Source organism: Clostridioides sp. ZZV15-6597, from assembly GCF_020657815.1.
GTDB lineage: Bacteria > Bacillota > Clostridia > Peptostreptococcales > Peptostreptococcaceae > Clostridioides.
Genome location: NZ_JAGWCT010000040.1, coordinates 17019 through 36482, shown reverse-complemented (window position 1 = coordinate 36482; position 19464 = coordinate 17019). Strand labels below are relative to the sequence as shown.

Genomic DNA, 19464 nt, shown 5'->3' with positions numbered 1-19464 from the left:
ATATATGTATATGTAGGTATTTCTCACTTTAATTTATTTTTATTAAACTTATTTTAGAATTACTAAACACAAATTTACATATTATTAGATATCATACTTAGAAACTCTTTTGTTGCTAGTGATAGAGATATATTTTTTAAATGGCAATAACCTATATTTCTCTTAGGTATTGGTTCTTTTATGTCTAATTTAAATAATTTTCCACTATTTAAGTAATCTATGCTAAATTCTTCTATAACACAAGATACTCCAAGGTTTATATATGCAAATTCTAAAAGTAATTCATGAGAACCTAATTCTATATCTGGATTTAGTTTTATACCTTTTGATAAAAAATATTCATTTACATAAAGTCTTGAATTTGCTTTATTTTCTAACATTATCAAAGGGAACAAATTTAATTCTTCTAAAGATATTTGTTTTCCTTTGTATTCTATGTAATCATTTGCACATACAAATATGTCATGTATCTCAATACATTCGACGATATTTAATGTCTCATCTTCTATTGGCATATTTATGATTGCTATATCAATATTACCATCTTTAAGTAATGATATAAGTTCTCTACTAGTTCTATTTATTGTAGATACATGTATATGTGGGTATTTCTTATGAAAAATTTCCAAATACTTTAATAGAAAAAAACGTGCTGCTGTGTCTCCTACTCCAATTTTTAATGAACCATATTCCAATTTTTTAAATTTATTTATTCTATCTTCTCCTGATGCAATTAAGTTTAATGCAGTAGCAACATGTTCACTTAAAATTTTCCCTTCTGGAGTTAACTTTACACCTTTATTATTTCTATAAAATAATATTGTATCTAATTGTTCTTCTAATTGTTTAATTGACTGGCTTACAGCTGGCTGTGACATAAATAATTCTTTGGCAGCAAGAGAAAAGCTTTTATGACTTACAACTGCATTGAAAACTTTATATAATTCAAGTTTTACGTTCATACATAACTACTCCTTATATCAAATATTAGTATTATTTATTTTACTTATGATTATATTTGAATTATAATATACATGGTACTAATATGACAATATTAATTCTTTAGGAGGATTTTAAATAATGGATAGATTAGTTGGAACTGTTTCAAGAGGTGTTAGAGCACCTATTATAAGACAAGGAGATGACTTAGTTAAAATAGTTGTTGATTCTGTTTTAAATGCATCAAAGAATGAAAACTTTGAAGTTAGAGACAAAGATGTAATTGCTGTTACAGAAGCTGTTGTTGCTAGAGCACAAGGAAACTATGCTCATGTTGACAATATAGCAAAAGATGTAAAAGATAAATTTGGAGATGATACTGTTGGTGTTATATTCCCAATTTTAAGTAGAAATCGTTTTGCAATATGTCTAAAGGGTATTGCAAAAGGATGTAGAAAAATTGTATTAATGTTAAGCTACCCTTCTGATGAAGTTGGAAATCACTTAATAAGTCTTGATGAACTTGATGACAAAGGAATAAACCCTTGGTCAGATGTGTTAACAGAAGAAAAATATAGAGAGCTATTTGGATATAATAAACATACATTTACTGGTGTTGATTATGTTGATTATTATAAAAATTTAATTAAAGAGTGTGGCGCAGAAGTAGAAATAGTTTTTGCTAATAACCCAAAAACTATACTTAATTACACAACAAGTGTTTTAACTTGTGATATACATACAAGACAGAGAACAAAGAGAATTTTAAATCAAAATGGTGCTAAAAAAGTATATTCTCTTGATGATATAATGACATCAAGTGTAGATGGCAGTGGATATAATGACCAATATGGACTTTTAGGTTCAAACAAAGCTACAGAAGAAACTGTAAAATTATTCCCTATAAATTGTGATGAAGTTGTAAATAAAATTCAAAGCAATATAAAAGAAATTACAGGTAAAAATGTAGAAGTAATGGTTTATGGAGATGGAGCTTTCAAAGACCCTGTAGGAAAAATATGGGAGCTAGCTGACCCAGTAGTTTCTCCTGCTTATACAAAAGGCCTAGAGGGTACTCCAAATGAGGTAAAATTAAAATATTTAGCTGATAATGACTTTGCTGACTTATCTGGAGATGAGTTAAAAGAAGCAATTTCAAAATACATAGTTGAAAAAGATAATAAATCTGATGATTTAACAGGAAATATGGTTTCTCAAGGTACTACTCCAAGAAGACTTACAGACCTTATAGGTTCTTTAGCAGATTTAACTTCTGGAAGTGGAGATAAAGGTACTCCTATTATTTACATACAAGGTTATTTTGATAACTATACAAAATAATATATCTTAAAGCATTTTAGGTAATTTATTTAGATTAAAAACTAATATAAACCTCTTAACTGATATAACTTTACTGTATATCAATTAAGAGGTTATTTAATATTTACATAGTTTAATTTATTAATCGTTATTAAAAATTTTAATCTCTATTTATTTCTGAAATAATATCACTCTTTAATATTTGTTTTACTGGAATGATAACTGCAATAATGCTAATAGTAATATTTAAAATAATCATACCCATGTATAGAGACATATTTATATTAAAGACTGGATTTATATATAAATATACGCGTTTTACTATAAAATAAATCATGGATTGCCCAATAATACTTCCAATTGCCATTATAATACTTGCATATAATCCATATAAGAAACCTTCCCTCATCATCATAATCAAGAACTTATTATCTGTGATTCCCATAGCTCTTAAAATTCCAAATTCATGTCTTCTTGAAAAAACTAAATAACTCACTGTATTGATAATATGAAACAAACTTATGCTTAGAAGTACAAATACAATACCATATATAAACAATAATTTCTGGTTTAAATAAATATTATTTTTTTCAATAGCAATGGTATAATCTGTCACAATACATCGTTTTATATTATGTATAACATTCTTTATTTCTTTAGCTACTTCCATGCTATTGCTTTCTTTCGTCTTTTTTATACTGGCCATATTGTAATTTATGATATTAAAATTACTTTCCATTTGTTCATTTGTCATAACTATATCCATACCATAATCGCCAATAAAGTATATATTATTTGCCATTACACGTTTTACAGTAGCAGCAACTACAAATTCTTTTACTGTATAATTATTTTTATCTTCTTCTTTAAACTTAATAATCTCATCTGTAGGTTTCATTGTTTTTGGCACTTTAACTTTGATAGTATCTCCTGGCTTTATGTCAACTGCACCATATATACCAGTACCATCCATAGGAAGTCTAACAATCACTTTATTGTTTTTAACCATGTCAGAATTATCAAATTTTCCATCAATAATATAAGGATTTAATCCTTTTAACATATCAGCATTATATCCATAGATATTTGTCTTTAAGAGATGTCCCCCATCACTTTGTTTAGTGCAAATTCCATTGAAAAAATTCTTTATTCTGTAATCTTTTTCAAGAGGTTTAAAGAAATTTTTCCAAAGTAATTGCTCATCTCTAATGTGTATACCTCCCAAAAAATACCTTACTGGGTAAATACTTGATACTCCTTCTACTTCGTTTAGTTTTGAAATTTTATCTCTTGGTATTCCTACATCAAAATCAGTTGTTTGCATAGCTATTTGATAGTCAGAATTTAAACCATCATCGGCTTTCATTGTAAGTTCATTATTATTTCTGGTAAGTTGTATAGAATAGCTAGAACATAGAAAAATAATTCCCCCAAGAGCTAATGAACACAAAATTCCTATAAACATTCCTTTTTTTTGAGTCATATATTTATGAGATAATACTGCTGTCATGTTAGAAAACTTTATGCTTTTTATATCTCTATTTTGTTTATTAGTAACTTCAAAATTTTTCATTGACTCAATACTAGAATATTTGTTTAGTTTATATACAACTCGTATAGTGATTAAAATTAACAATAATGCTAAAAATAAAAATCCTAAGTAGATAGATTTCTCACTTATAAAAAATGACCCTGAAATAATATCACTACCTAAGAATATATAAGGAAATTGTTGATGTATTGTTGAAGCTACTCCTATTCCTAAAATACATCCTATAGGAAAACCTACGATGAAAAGTAAAAATAATTCTAAAAACAATAGTAGTAAAAGTTGGTTATTGTTGGCACCTAATACTTCTAAAACGCCATATTGTGATACTCTTTGAAGTATAGAAACATGGAAAATACTATATACTGCTGCTGCACTAAATATTCCAATAATTAAAATAATTGCATTTGTATTTAACTTTAAAGAATTTAAGAATTGAAATATACTATATCTTTCAAAAGTTATTGGAGGTTTTACACCAAATTCACTTGATAAATTCCAGTTTACATGGGAACTTTTTTTCGATATATTAAATTCTCTCATAAATTTAGAACTTTGTTTTTTTATATTTCTATTTTCATCAAATTTTACATAAACCATATAATTACCATTTTCTTCAGAAAATGTAGAACTATCTACAAAGCCCTCCAAAGTAGTTTCTGGATTTAAAAGATTAGATAAAATCCCACATAACTTATAAGTTTTTCCGTCTAATTTTATCTCCGTTCCAATTTTCTCTTTTAGATTTAAATTATTTAATGAATAGGTATCAAGCGCTATTTCTCCTTCTTTGCTAGGAAGCTTTCCTTTTAATAATTTTCTACCTGTCATATCTAAATAAGATGAATCCACATTTAAAAACTTCATAATGAAAGGTTCATCTATAGAACCTTTAGTATTTGTTATACCAAGTCTGTTTACAGTGTATTCATTTGATTTTTTGTTTTTCTTAATTTTTTGTAGTTGTTTATTATCTACCTTAAAATAAAAATGATAATCTCCATTATCTTCTCTTATTTTCTCAATTCTACTTTTATTTGCACTATGTACTAGAGAACCAATTCCTGTTAATAAGGCTACTGATAGTACGATACTTAAAATTATAGATATAGATTGTTTTTTATAATGTTTAATATATTGAATTGCAAACTTCATTAAAGATATCATAGTATTTCACCGCCATTATTTACTACAATTCCATCTTCAATATGTATAATAGAATCGCATATTTGTGCTATATTTTCATTATGTGTTACCATAAGTATTGTTTGGTGAAATTTTGCACTACTTTCTTTTAATAAACATACTACTTCCATTGTGGTCTTACTATCAAGATTTCCTGTTGGTTCATCAGCTAGTATAAGTGCAGGTTTATTTGATAAGGCTCTAGCAATTGCTACTCTCTGTTGTTGTCCACCAGAAAGTTCACTTGGAAATTTTAGACGCTTATCCCAAATTCCTAATGTATTCATTAACATTTCAATATAATCATGGTCCACATAACTTCCTTTATCTAATGTAACAGGAAGAGCAATATTATCATAGACATTCAATACTGGTATTAAACTGTAATTTTGAAATATAAAACCTATATTCCTTCTTCTAAATACAGTCAAATCCTTTTTTCTTAGTTTAGATATGTTTTTCCCTTTAATTATTACATCTCCTGATGAAGGGTTATCCAACCCACCTATAATGTTTAATAATGTACTTTTACCAGACCCAGAAGTTCCAACTATAGCAGTAAATGTAGCCTGTTCAATTTCTATGTTTACTCCATTTAGAGCATTGACCTTGTTTTCATCTTCTCCATAATGTTTTACTAAATGATTCGTCACTAATATACTCATTTTATTTCTCCTTTCAACATAACTTAAAGTATAAGTTCTTATAAGATATTGTAAGTGACGATAATTACATCCATCCTACAAAGTTAATTTAAACTCTTACAATTTTGTAAGAAGATACTAAAACAACTTCCTCTTCCTAATTTAGATTCTACTATAATATTTCCATTTTCCTTTTCTAAAATTAATCTTGTAAGATATAGACCAATTCCTGTACCATTTTGATTTTCAACATTTTTACTTCTATAAAATCGTTTAAAAATATTGTTCAATTCTTTACTATCAATACCTATTCCTTCATCTTTGATTATAATTTTAGTATATAGTTCCATTTTTTCTACAGAAATAGTAATTATACTATCTGATGGTGAATATTTTATTGCATTTTCTAAGACATTTACAATTGCCTCTATAGTCCATTTCTTATTATGAAATAACTTTATATCTGAAAATGTTTCTAAATTTATTTTTATGTTTTTAGATTCTGCTTTATTAAAAACAGTACTGATACTTTGAACAATAGTATCTTTAATCATCAATTCTTCTGTTTCAAATCTAATAACTCCATCTTCTAATTTGGTCATCTTAAATAGAGATTCTAACAACCAGTCAATTTTAAAAGTTTGATTTTTCATTTTTTGTAAGAACTCCACTTTTTTTGATGTAGGAAGATTCATATTTTCTAAAAGTTCACAGTAAATGGTAATATTTGAAAGTGGTGTTTTTAATTGATGTGACATATTTGAAATTAAACTTTTAATTGCTTCTTTTTCTGATTTTGACTGCTCTACTTCTATTTCTATCATATCTTTAACTTTTTTTACTTGATAAGAAATTTTTGATACTCTTGTATCTTTTGTATCCGGATAAGAAACTTCTTTACCTTCCAATAATTGATTTAACATTAGACTCAATTCATCACATGTATTTTGACTTTTTTTAATAGTTATTATAGATATAATTATCATACATATCGCAAAAAATAGGACCAACATATTATTCTACCTCATTCCATAGATATCCCATTCCATAAGCTGTTTTTATATACTTTGGATTAGATGGATTATCTTCTACCTTCATTCTAAGTCTTCTTATATTTACAGATACAATATTCTCATCAACATAATTTTCTTCACTATCCCATATATGATTTAAAATTTGTTCTTTTAATAATATTTGACCTTTATTCTCAATTAAATAATTAATAAGCTTATATTCTACAGCACTAAGCTCCAAATCCACTTCATTTTTATATACTTTTAGTGAATTTTGGTCTAGTTTTATTCCATTAGAATATATCACTTTATTATTTGATTTTTTTCTTATTGCTACTTTAACTCTTGCTTTTAATACAGATAGAGAAAATGGTTTTGTGATATAATCATCTAGCCCTATCTCTAATCCTGTTACCTCATCGATTTCTGAATCTCTTGCAGTAAGCATTATAATTGGAATGTCTGATTTTTCACGTATTTGCTTACATACATCAAATCCATTTCCATCTGGCAAGTTACAATCTAAAATTATAAAATCTATATTTTTATTATTAAATACATGTAAGCCTTCTTGTTTTGTATAAGCTTTTAAAACATTAAATCCTTCACTTTCAAAAGCATAAAAAAGACCCTCATTTAAATTTGTATCATCTTCAATAATTAATAAATTCAAATTTTCTCCTCCTTATATTTTTATTTTTAAACTTGTAAAATAGTATTTTCTTGCTCTATCTTATTAAAAAATATATAGATACACTTATTTTACTAAAAAAACTGTAATTAAATTTATTTTTTCTCAAATTTAATTACAGTTTTTTATTTATAGATTATTTTTCTTATTTATAGGTTATTTTTCTTTAGAACATTCTCTATAAAATGCTTTAATTAATTTTAAGTCGTTATCAGCTATAATAGGTACACCACTTGCACTTAATAAATTAGCTAGACATTCAATACGTTTGAAATGTTTTTCTGTACTTTCACTAAATAATACTGGGTCTAACCAAATATTTATTAATATTATAAATAATTCAGACATTTCATCTGGATAATCAGTTTTAAAAACACCTTCTTCAATACCTTGTTTTATTAAGTAAGATAATAAAGGAGTAATTTCAAGCGTAGATGCTCGTATACTCTTTATAAAGAAGGTAGGTTTTTTTTGAGAGCACATATAATCAATCAATTTCTTTCTTATTTCTGAGCTAGATATACATAAGATAAACGCAGATATTTTTTCTCTAATCGTAAAGTCAGAATTATGTAATATTAACTTTAAATCTTCTATCTCTACTTTTAAAATATTTGATATAATCTCTTCGAACAGGACTTCTTTATCTTTAAAATGATAGTATACAGATTCTTTAGATATATCAAGAGTATCTACGACTTGTTGCATGGTTACATCATCATAGTCACTTTCTTCAAATATTTTCCATGCAACTTCTAATATCTGACTTCTTATCTTATCAGAATGCTTATTTCTTGACATATAAATTCACTTCTTTCTTTATCAATTTGTATTAATTCTTAGTATATTTATTATAATAAGATTTTTTACAATATGTCAATACACTCCATTTAAAGACAATAAATCATATTTATTCTTAAATTTTTTATTATTTATTATTAATATAATTTATATGTAAAAATATTGTAAAACTTGTATAAATACAAATTATTTAATTTAACGACGCTTAAATTGAAAATATAACCTTATTCTTATATAATTAAGTTATGTAAGGATAAGGTTATATTATTTAATTATACTTTTACTAGGGGGAATAGAATTGAAAAGGGTTGATGAAAGAAATACTATGTTTGCAAGAGCAAATTATAAAAAAAATGGTTTTGCTTATAATGACTATTATGAGAAAAATCCTGAAAAAAAAGAAGTTGATGATAGTATAAGAAGTAGACCAAATTTATGTAGTGAAGGAACTATGACTTATAATGAGATAAATTCTCCAATGGCAAGTAGTGCATTTGACTTTTTATCTGATATAAAATCACTATGTGAAGGAAAAATTTGTGACAATAAAGTAGATGTAGATGCAAAGTCAATGACTAAAAAGATAAAAGGGTTTGCAAAGCAATATGGAGCTTCTGTGATTGGTATAACTAGATTAAAAGACTACCATATTTATACAAATAGAGGTAGGCATGAAGAAAACTACGGCGAAGAAGTTAATCTATCTCATAAATATGCAATTGTATTTGGATGTGAAATGGATAAAGAAATGATAAACAGAGCCCCAATGATATGTGAAGTTATAGAAACTTCAAAATGTTATGTAGATGCATCTATTGTCGGTATGATTTTAAGTTACTACATAAGAAACCTAGGATATGATGCTAGAAATCATATGGATGCTAATTATCTAGTAATGCCTGTTTTTATAGCTCGTGATGCTGGATTAGGTGATATAGGGAGAAATGCAATACTTACAAATAAAGATTATGGTTCTAGACTTAGACTAGGGGTTGTCACTACTGACATTCCACTTATAGAAGATGAATATGTTGATTTTGGACTTGAAGACTTTTGCAAAGTATGTAAAAAATGTTCTTTTAATTGCCCTTCTCACTCACTTTCTAATGATATTAAAATTGGTGATGATGGAAAATATAATTGGGTGATTGAACATGAAACATGTTATATTAAATGGAGATATCTAGGCACAGACTGTGGTATGTGTATATCTGCTTGCCCATTTAGCCAAAACCTTGAAACTATAAAAAACACTACCTCTTTTAAAGGCAATAATGAGCTTATTGAGAAGGCTTTGGATGAATATACTTCAAAATTTGGTAAAAGAATATTTGTACCTGGAAATCCATCTTGGTTAAAATAATTTTATATATTTAATAATTAGTCTGTCCTATGATAAATTCTAGGGCAGATTATTTATTAAATATTTTATTTATATAAATAATTTATATTATTTATGACAATTTAGCAACATTTTGAGTCTATAATTGACTTTGTATAGAATATTAAAAATAAAAGGAGTGAATATATGGAAAAAATATTAGTAGTAGAAGATGATACTATATTAAATAAAACACTATCATATAACTTAAATGAAGAGAGATATATGGTTATTTCAAAATTTACAGCTATATCTGCTTTAGAATCTATTGCTAACCACAAATTTGATTTAATTATTTTAGATGTTAATCTACCAGATAAAAGCGGATTTGATTTATGCAAGAAAATTAAAGAAAATTATGATATCCCTATAATTTTTTTAACTGCCAATGATATGGAATATGATATGATTAAAGGTTATGAACTTGGAGCTTTGGATTATATAACAAAACCATTTAACATCAATGTGTTTAAACAAAAAGTAAGAGCACTTTTAAAGCATATTACAACAAAAACAAAACAAGATTGCTATGATGATGGACATCTCAAGATTAACTTTTCTGAGCTCTCTGCATGTATAAATGGCAATCAAATTGTATTTACGCCACTAGAATATCGTACTTTAAAACTATTTATTGAAAATCCTAAAAATATTCTAACAAGAAAAATACTTTTAGAAAAACTTTGGGATATAGATGCTAATTTTGTAGATGAACATACTTTGACATCTGTTATAAGTAGAATTAGAAGTAAAATTGAAAAAGATGACTCTCAATATATTAAAACACTATATGGTATGGGATACATGTGGATAGGTGAAAAAAATGAATTTTAAAAAATTTTCTTTTAATACTATTTATTTAATAATAGCTGTTAGTATGGCTCTTACAGTTATTCTATTCAATATAGCAATTTATATAATAACTAATGATTTTAAAATAGTTGCCCTATTATTAATATATACAATAATATTCTGTGGTTTTATATTATTAATCATACACTTACTTCATAAGAAAATAACTCTCTTTTGCTCTGAGATATGTTTAACTTTAGATAAGATGATGAATAGTGAAGATAATCTAGAAATTGCTTTTGAAGAAGAAACACTTTTGTCACGTATTAATCATAGAATGATTAGAATGTATGAAGTCATTCAAGAAAGTCGTCATAATATTGCTATGGAAAAAGCTGATTTACAAGAATTAGTTTCTGATATATCTCATCAAATCAAAACTCCTATTGCAAACTTAAAGATAATTAATACTACCCTATTAAATCAGAATCTTAAAGCGGAAATTCAAAATGAGTTTTTGATAGATATGCAAGGTCAATTAGATAAATTAGAATTTTTAATGCAGTCTATGATAAAAACTTCAAGACTAGAAACAGGTATAATTAAATTATCTAAAAAGAAGAATTTGATTTATGAAACAATTGCTACTTCACTTAGTGGAATTTTATTTGATGCTGAAAAAAAGGACATTGAAGTTACAGTTGATTGTGATTCAAACTTATGTATATGTCATGATAAAAAATGGACTTCTGAAGCTATTTTCAATATATTAGATAATGCAGTGAAGTACACAAGCCCTAAAGGTAAAATACATATATCTACAGAATGCTGGGTTATGTATGTTAAAATAGATATTACTGATACTGGAAAAGGCATATCAGAAAGTCACCAAGCAGAAATTTTTAAGAGATTCTATCGTGAAGAAGATGTACATGATATAGATGGTATTGGAATTGGTCTATATCTCTCAAGAAAAATTATATCTCTTCAAGGTGGATATATTAAAGTTACATCAAAAATTGGAAAAGGCTCTACTTTTTCTATATTTTTGCCTAATAAATAAATTTTCAAATATTTTATTTGTGATAATTCTGCAACATTTTGATTATATACTGTACTTACAATATATGAAGGAGGTCCTTATGATGAGTATTTTACAAGTAATAGACTTAAAGAAATATTATGGTAGAAATTCAAACATTACAAAATCTCTTGATGGTGTGAGCCTATCTGTTGAAAAAGGTGAATTTATTTCTATTGTAGGTACATCTGGTAGTGGTAAATCTACATTATTAAATATGATGGGCGGTTTAGACAATCCTACATCCGGAAATGTAATTATAAGAGGAAAAGAATTATCAACTATGAATGATGAACAACTTACAATTTTTCGACGTAGAAACATAGGTTTTATATTCCAAAATTATAATCTTGTTCCCTTACTTAATGTATATGAAAATATCATTTTGCCAATTGGATTGGATGGTGAAACACTAGATAAAGACTTTATAAATGAAATTATAAGTCTACTAGCACTAGATGAAAAACTATATGATGTTCCAGGTAATCTTTCTGGAGGACAACAGCAACGTGTTGCTATTGCAAGGGCACTTGTAACGAAACCTGCTATTATACTTGCTGATGAACCAACAGGTAATCTTGACAGTAAAACAAGTGCAGATGTATTAGGTTTACTTAAAATGACAAGTGAGAAATTTAACCAAACAATTGTAATGATTACCCATAATAATGAAATTGCACAATTAGCAGATAGAATTATTCGTATTGAAGATGGGAAAATTGATAACTAGGAGGTGAAATATATGTTTAAAAATAATAATGGTGCTTTCATTAGAAAAATAGCATTGAATGATTTAAAAATTAATAAGCTTAAATTTTTTCTTTCAGGTATTATTATAATGATTTCTACATGTTTATTATTAACGACTGCTTTAGTTTCATATAATGGTTCTATGGATTTAGTTAATGCATCTCCCTATCATGCGAGATATCAATCTGTAAATGAAAAATCAAAAAATATATTACAGCAAAATAAAAACTTTAGTAGCGTAGGAGTTTATAAGTTACTTGGTAATAAGATAAAATCAGATTATAGGATGTCAATGATATATGCAGATAACACTGCAATTGAGCTTCTGAATTTTAAACTACTAAAAGGAACTATACCAACAAATAAATATGAAATTGCTATTTCAGAAAAATATCTGCATGAACTTGGTTTAAATAAAGACCTTGGAGATAGTATTACATTAAAATATCGTGATAATATTACTAACAAAGAAATACAAAGTAATTTTATTATTGTTGGATTTGTAGAAAATTATTATCAAGATAATGCTAAGCAATACTATACAGTTGTTTCCAATGATAATCTAAAGAATGTAGCTTCTACACCTTTACAAATCAAAAGCAATAATTTTGATGAAGCAACTCCAAATACTGTAGATGTATTAGTTAGATTATCAAAAGAAAATTTAGAAAAATCTCCTACTTCAATTAAGACTCAATTAAATGAAATTGGTTCCTCTTTAAATATTAAAAAACATAATATATATTTAAATGATAATTATATTGAATCAAATTTAATTGATAGTGAACAAGTTATTACAGTTTTAATAGTAGGAGTAATTATTCTTTTTTCTAGTTTATTTGTTATTTATAGTATTTTTTATATTTCAGTTGTTAATTCGGTTCAAATGTATGCAAAATTGAAAGCACTTGGTATGACTTCTTTGCAATTAAAAAAGATTATTTATCTACAAGGAAATATTTTATCTATTATTTTTATTCCAATAGGCATTATATCATCCTGTATAATTACATATATAATTCAACCTTTAGCATGGCAAATGACTACTGACTTATTTATTACTGTAGTATTATCAATAGTAATATTTTTGACTGTAAGAATTTCTTTAAATAAACCAGCTAGAATTATTTCTAAAACTTCTGCTATTGAAGCTATGCAATATACAGAAATTAAATTTAGAAATAAAATTAAAACACTTAATCATATAAATATTAAAAATTTAGCACTAAAAAATATTGAGGTAAATAGAAAGAAAAATTTAATAGCATTAATTTCATTGAGTATTAGTGGAATATTATTTATTTCAATTGCTAGTCTTGCTAATTCTATAGATTTTAACAAACAGATGTCTCAGACATTCGTTTATAATGAAAATTATATTATTGGAAATAAAATTGACAATTTGTATGAACGCATTACACAAATTCAGCAAAATAATCCATTTACAAACACTCTTAAAAATGAAATCAATTCAATTTATGGAGTACAAAAGGTAATTGAATCTAAAGGAATTAAATGTGAAGTTATAGACCCTTCAATTAAAGATGAAGATGGAAGTAAAGTTACAACATTGATTGAAGGTATCACACCAGAGCTTGCAAAATCATTCCAAAAGTATATTGTAAATGGAAAAATTGACTATAATCAATTGGATTCAAACAGCTTAATTGTAAATAAATATAAAACAAAATCTTATGGAGTTGATTTGAAAATTGGAAGTACAATTACATTTAACATATTTAGTGGAAATGACATCATCAAAAGACAAATGAAAATAGTTGGAATAATCGATAATTCCAATACAGGATGTATGTTCTTTACTTCAGATAAGGCTTTAGATAAAATAACACCATATAATACAAATTTACATTTTTCAATTTTATCTGATAAAAAATATTCAAAAGAAGTTGAAGAAAAACTATTAAATATTATTCAAAATAATTCAAATTTAATCCTTTATTCATATGATAATGATTATAAAATGCTAACTAGAGCTTTTAAGTATATGATTATAGCTGCATATGTATTTGTTGGCTTAATTTCCTGTTTTGGTATCCTTAATATGACAAATATTCTTGTAAATAGTGTATTAATTAGAAAAAAAGAGTTTGCCTTGCTTCAGGCAGTTGGAATGACAAAAAAACAGTTGCACAAAATGCTCTATCGAGAAGGTTTGAATTTGAGTATTAAAGCTATATTTGTATCGATTATATTGGGTTATTGTGGTTCAAAATTACTCTGCTTTTTTATAAAAGATGTTATTAGATTAGACTTCATTAATTTCAATTTTTCTATCTTTTCTATTTTAATTTTTTCATTTGTGTTAATATGCATACAAATATTAATAATTGAATTACTTATAAGAAATCTAGAAAAACAATCCCTTACAGAACGTTTACGCTCTCAATAAGAATAGACATAAAAATAGCTACTTTTATACTACACTCAACATAGATTTTCAAAATTCGGAGGGTCAGAAAATTTTGATTTTACGACCCTCTGTTTGTTTTTTTATCTTCTATTGTTTATTTTCTGAATATATCAATCGCATGACTCGTAACGCCTATTAAATCTTCGCGTTCACAAGTAGCAAAGTGATACTTCAAATATAACTCAAATGCGTCATCATCCATAGCATCTACTGCTTCACGCATACATAGAGCTAAACCGTCTGATGCGACGTAATGCAGTCTTGTTACAGGAAAGACAGACATCAAATCGTCAATGTTTTCTTTACGGACAAGTTCAAACAAATCATTTGGCTCTGACTTGGTAGCAAATGTCTGTGGGTCAATCAAGCCCTTTTCAATATATTCAGCTACATTGATATTTCCACGGTTGAACCCTTCATCAATAAGACAGCCATCAGATACAACATATGCAGCAAAAATCACACCCCCATGCTTTGTTACACGAATAGCCTCATGTAGAGCTTGTTGTTTATCCTCTTTGTTATAAAGATGATACAACGGACCTAACAACAATGTAATGTCATATTCATTATCTGGAAAAACAGATAAATCCATAGCATTACCTTGAGTAATAGTTATATTTTTATTTGATTGAATATTTTTACGGAAAACTTCTATGTTATGTTCGACCAATTCCACTGCATCTACATCATATCCCTGATGTGCCAGCGTGTGAGAATAGCGACCAGTTGCAGCACCAATTTCAAGCACATGGTCGCCAGGTTTTATGTACTTCTCAATGTAATGCATAGTAGTTAGGAATTCAACTGTTCCATGCTTTAATGCCAACCGACTATCTTCGTCGTAATTATTGTAAAAATCAATTAAGTATTGGTTTGTTTTCATATTGCACCCCCTTCTGTATTAGTTAGTAAACATCAAATAGATAAATTCCAATCCGGTTTTTCTTGTCTTATAAAAGCTGATAATATATTTTTTAACATTTTTTCAGCACTATTTCTATCTAATGATATTTTTTTTGTTGCTGTTAAGACAGCTATGCCATGAGTATAAAGAAATAAATCTAAAAATATGACTTTTGCACATTCTAACTCTATTCCAATGCTTTCCGAAAAAAGCCTTGCCTTTTTTTCATTATCAATTTCTTTATAAAAATCATTTGCCTCTTCCATCATCAAATCTAAATCGTTTATAAATAGCAACTTAAATAAATGTGTTTCTTCTTGAGCAAATTCAATGTATGAAAGTGGAAATAATAAATAGTGACTGACATTTTCAGAGTTATGATAATTAATAACATACTGATTATAGTATTCGTATGCAAAAGCAAGAAATTCAGATTTTAATTCATCCATGTTTTCATAACAAGTAAAAATTGGTCGAGTAGAACATTGTAATTTACTTGCAATACTCCTTGCATTTACAGTTTCAAATCCTGTTTCTCTTGTAATATCCAAGACAATATTCAAAATCATTTCTTTCGTTATTTTTGCTTTAGGTGGCATATAAGTTCACTTCTCCATTAAAATTTTATAAAACACATATGTTGTATAACAATTATTACATATCAAAAAAATTATGTCAAGAAAAAATTTTGCATTTTTTGTCATTCCTGGGGTTAATAAATAAAAAATGAGTTGCAATTAATCAATTAATAGACAATTGCAACTCATTTTTTATTTTAAATAGTTTTCTTTTTATCTGATATTTCATATACATAATCTTCTGATGAATTACTATCATTTTCTCTTCTCTTTTTAGAATCTATTAGCACAAAATAAAGTATAAAGCCTACTACAAGACCCCATGTTCCACCTTTAGCAGCAATTACACCACCCATCAGCCCAATTAAACCTCTCTCTACACCGGTATCACATAGTTCCATTGATAGTTTAGTACATAAATAACCTTGAACTAAAAGTGTCACTGATAATGCTAATGGTATAAGAGGAGTAGCTATTTGTGCAATTGGATAAAAGCAAATAAAAATAGCCGAAACCCATACTAACGTACCCATACCACTAAAAATAGACTGCATTGCTTCCTTTCCGACCTTATATCTTTGAGCAACACTTCCAGTAAGAGTTGCCGCCAATGGACCACACATAGCTATATATGGAGAAATAACTGCCATAGCAATATTTCTTATTCCACTTATAACATTAGACCTATTGGAATTAAAATCAATATACTCATCTGTTCTGTTTTTACTTTCAGAAAGAACTAAATTTTCACCTGTTATAAAATCACCAAACGCAATTATGTATATCATGAAAGCCATTGGCAATCCTTGTATAAATAATATTATACTTGGAAAACCTATTCCAAAAGGAGATACTGTATCTATTAATTTTTGAAAATCCATTATATAAATAATATTTTCAAAATTAAAGCTAGGAATTCCTATTTCTTTACTAAATATTCCTATAATTAAACTCACTAAAATAGCTGGAACCACTCCATATTGACCTAATCGAAATAAAAACTTATTCTTTACTTTTAGAGCATCAAATTTTTCAGAAAACATTACAAAACAAGCAACTAAAATCCCTACTGTTATAGATATTGGATAAGATTCAAATCTGCCTTTAGGACTAAATTCTGATATTACAGTTGATATACCAACTCCCATAAGTATCCCACCTTTGATGGAATTTGGGATTCTATTTACTAGTTTTCCAGCTATACCTGTTATCCCCATTAAAATAAATATAATTCCTAAGTCTATTTGTAAAGCTGTTAATGCTTGTATTCTTTCAATACCAATATTGAACTTTAACAAATATGCAGTTGTAAGAGTTATAGAAGCTGTAATCCAGCCAGGAACTACTGGGTCTCCCATAAAAACATGTAAGCAGTACAATATTGAGTTAATGATAGCCATACTCCATGCAACTTCATATGGTAATCCTAATATTTGCGTGCTAAGTCCAATAGTTCCTAAGCTTGTCATACTTGATATTATGCCTTGAATAGCTTCTGGTTTCTCAAATCTGTAATGTATAAATGGAATTCGTATCTTAAACATTCCAAATTTTATATGAGGCTGTTCACTTCTAGTGAGTCTTTCCATAATTTCACTCCACCTTTCAATAACTCTTATAATTGTTTATAAATTATCAATCTTGTTAAAACTAGTATATAACATACAAATTATATAAACAATAAATTAAAGTTGTAAAATTGATAGATTTTGTGCATATATAGAAAAATATAGTCATTTTTATTTTTTTATATCGATTGATAAAGGTTCTTTATAAAATTCAATAGTTCTTTTCCATGATTCAAACTGTCCTTTTGCATTACCTTCTACAGTTCCTCCTGAAGAAAATATTCCTCCATCCATATTCACAAATAAAGTTTCCTTTAGAGGCACAATATATGGAATTGGTAAAGGATGTCCCATCTTATCATATGTTAATAGTTCCACATTATATTGGTAGTTATTTTTTTTAAGTTTTTCCATGATTTCTACACAACCATCATAACTATTCCAAATATTATCTTCTTTTCCAGAAATCATAAGAATATCAGCTTCAGAATTTTCTACTTTTATTCTGGCTTCTTCTTTATTGTCTGCCCTTACAATGCTTTTCTTATAGGTACTGGTAAATCCAAATGGGATTCCTTTTTCTATATCTTTTTTCTGGTCTTCAAAAAATATATTATTGTCGACTTTGATATATGGAAGTGGCTTACCTTTATATGACCATGATGAAGTATCTTTTCCATTCATCTGTCCATCAAGTGCTTGAAAACAATACGCATGAGGCTGTGATACTACTACTTTTTTAATTTGTTTATATCTTGAAGCAAGTAAAAGTGCTAACTCGCCACCTTTTGATGTTCCATGTACAAATAGTTCTTTAGTATTAGTGATTTCATTTTCACTAATCCATTTAAATACGTTTTCAAAGTATTCTAATGGTACTTCTTCTAATTTACTTGGCAATCCTTCTAAAGCAAAATAAGCAACTGTTAGTACATTGAATCCTCTAGATGCAAGTGGAGCTGCTAAAAGTTCTAAAGCATCTAAATTTCCATCAGAACCACCTAAAACTAAAATTGTTTTATTACTAGAATTTTGTTTATAAAATAATTTTCCTATAAATTCATCTGATATGTCTTTTGTGATAATATCTTCTGTTTTAAACAATCTCTTCAACTCAACTTCTTTTCTTTCAATATCAGATTCAAATATCATATTCATGATTATTGGTTTATCAATAGATATATTTTCTGCAAAATTTTTACCTTCAGTTTTCGATTTTTTCAGGGAATAAATTAACCCCATGCAGTCAGCCGTTTTATAAGTCCCTTCTAAAGGTTCCATTGAATCTAAATCCACTTCTCCTTTTTCATTTGAATAAAGTACTCCATAAGATGAAAATTCCTCTCCTTTACACCATGGAAATTCCATTTTCATAGATACTCTTAATTTACTATTTGGAATTAAGTCTGAAACTATAACTTTAATTTTATCATCTACAAGTGATTCTACATCATACACATTTACTTTCATAATTGATTCCTCCATATAATAATTAGTGTTCATGAGTTATATATATTTGAAATAAATTTCTTTAGTAGACTATTAATAATTCAAATATACGACATCATGTTGACTATTTTATTATATCAATTCAAATCAATTTAGTCAATATATTGTCTTTTTTATTTAATTCAAGTTCTCTTAACAATATGAACTATTTTTAACTTAAAATTTTACTTATATTGGATGATAAAAAAAGTGAAATTTAAATATAATCTTTATGATTAATAAAATACCATAGAAATTTTCTTTAATAAGTTAGATAGAATATAGCTGAAAAAATAAAAAACCACACCTTTAAAGGAATGGTTTTTATCTAGAAAATATAAATTAT

16 protein-coding genes are annotated in these 19464 nt (G+C 26.9%); 6 read left to right on the top strand and 10 right to left on the bottom strand.

Annotated elements, in window-relative coordinates:
- Window positions 1–74: 74 nt before the first annotated feature.
- Entirely contained in the window at window positions 75–962 is an 888-nt protein-coding gene (locus KGF52_RS10795; RefSeq protein WP_227828030.1) for a LysR family transcriptional regulator, read from the bottom strand.
- Between the two features lie 118 nt (window positions 963–1080).
- Between KGF52_RS10795 and KGF52_RS10790 the strand changes: the two genes are divergently transcribed.
- A complete protein-coding gene (locus tag KGF52_RS10790; RefSeq protein WP_227840175.1) occupies window positions 1081–2280 on the top strand; it encodes a coenzyme F420-0:L-glutamate ligase in 1200 nt (399 codons plus the stop codon).
- A 139-nt stretch (window positions 2281–2419) separates the two neighbouring features.
- Here KGF52_RS10790 and KGF52_RS10785 read toward each other — a convergent pair whose 3' ends face one another.
- From KGF52_RS10785 to KGF52_RS10765, 5 genes are all read right to left on the bottom strand, one after another.
- Window positions 2420–4975, bottom strand: a complete 2556-nt coding sequence (locus KGF52_RS10785) for an FtsX-like permease family protein (protein WP_227840174.1) — start codon at window positions 4973–4975, stop codon at window positions 2420–2422.
- The gene (locus KGF52_RS10780) at window positions 4972–5658 is read right to left on the bottom strand and encodes an ABC transporter ATP-binding protein (RefSeq protein WP_227840173.1); all 687 of its coding nucleotides are present in this window, start codon (window positions 5656–5658) and stop codon (window positions 4972–4974) included. The genes KGF52_RS10785 and KGF52_RS10780 overlap by 4 nt, the downstream gene beginning before the upstream one ends.
- Window positions 5659–5741: 83 nt before the next feature.
- Window positions 5742–6650: a sensor histidine kinase gene (locus tag KGF52_RS10775; RefSeq protein WP_227828026.1), complete on the bottom strand. Its 909-nt coding sequence runs from the start codon at window positions 6648–6650 to the stop codon at window positions 5742–5744.
- Window position 6651: 1 nt separating this feature from the next.
- Window positions 6652–7323: a response regulator transcription factor gene (locus tag KGF52_RS10770; protein ID WP_227828025.1), complete on the bottom strand. Its 672-nt coding sequence runs from the start codon at window positions 7321–7323 to the stop codon at window positions 6652–6654.
- A 174-nt stretch (window positions 7324–7497) separates the two neighbouring features.
- Window positions 7498–8142, bottom strand: coding sequence for a TetR/AcrR family transcriptional regulator (locus tag KGF52_RS10765; protein WP_227840172.1), 645 nt, complete (start codon window positions 8140–8142; stop codon window positions 7498–7500).
- Window positions 8143–8440: 298 nt separating this feature from the next.
- Between KGF52_RS10765 and KGF52_RS10760 the strand changes: the two genes are divergently transcribed.
- The 5 genes from KGF52_RS10760 (at window position 8441) to KGF52_RS10740 (ending at window position 14556) form a co-directional block, all read left to right on the top strand.
- A complete protein-coding gene (locus KGF52_RS10760) occupies window positions 8441–9505 on the top strand; it encodes a 4Fe-4S dicluster domain-containing protein (protein ID WP_227840171.1) in 1065 nt (354 codons plus the stop codon).
- 165 nt (window positions 9506–9670) lie between these two features.
- Window positions 9671–10357, top strand: coding sequence for a response regulator transcription factor (locus KGF52_RS10755; protein WP_227840170.1), 687 nt, complete (start codon window positions 9671–9673; stop codon window positions 10355–10357).
- On the top strand, window positions 10347–11378 hold the full coding sequence (locus KGF52_RS10750) for a sensor histidine kinase (RefSeq protein WP_227840169.1): 1032 nt from the start codon (window positions 10347–10349) through the stop codon (window positions 11376–11378). Before KGF52_RS10755 ends, KGF52_RS10750 begins: the two co-directional genes overlap by 11 nt.
- Before the next feature lie 82 nt (window positions 11379–11460).
- On the top strand, window positions 11461–12126 hold the full coding sequence (locus KGF52_RS10745) for an ABC transporter ATP-binding protein (protein WP_227840168.1): 666 nt from the start codon (window positions 11461–11463) through the stop codon (window positions 12124–12126).
- Window positions 12127–12138: 12 nt separating this feature from the next.
- Window positions 12139–14556 (top strand): ABC transporter permease, encoded by a 2418-nt coding sequence (locus KGF52_RS10740; protein ID WP_227840167.1) that lies wholly within the window; start codon window positions 12139–12141, stop codon window positions 14554–14556.
- A gap of 115 nt (window positions 14557–14671) precedes the next feature.
- On the opposite strand, the gene KGF52_RS10735 is transcribed toward KGF52_RS10740, so the two are convergent.
- The 4 genes from KGF52_RS10735 to KGF52_RS10720 form a co-directional block, all read right to left on the bottom strand.
- Entirely contained in the window at window positions 14672–15463 is a 792-nt protein-coding gene (locus KGF52_RS10735) for a class I SAM-dependent methyltransferase (RefSeq protein WP_227840166.1), read from the bottom strand.
- A 32-nt stretch (window positions 15464–15495) separates the two neighbouring features.
- Window positions 15496–16083, bottom strand: a complete 588-nt coding sequence (locus tag KGF52_RS10730) for a TetR/AcrR family transcriptional regulator (protein WP_227840165.1) — start codon at window positions 16081–16083, stop codon at window positions 15496–15498.
- 176 nt (window positions 16084–16259) lie between these two features.
- Window positions 16260–17651 (bottom strand): hypothetical protein, encoded by a 1392-nt coding sequence (locus tag KGF52_RS10725; protein WP_227840164.1) that lies wholly within the window; start codon window positions 17649–17651, stop codon window positions 16260–16262.
- 150 nt (window positions 17652–17801) lie between these two features.
- On the bottom strand, window positions 17802–19100 hold the full coding sequence (locus KGF52_RS10720) for an acyl-CoA thioesterase/bile acid-CoA:amino acid N-acyltransferase family protein (RefSeq protein WP_227840163.1): 1299 nt from the start codon (window positions 19098–19100) through the stop codon (window positions 17802–17804).
- Between the last annotated feature and the right edge of the window lie 364 nt (window positions 19101–19464).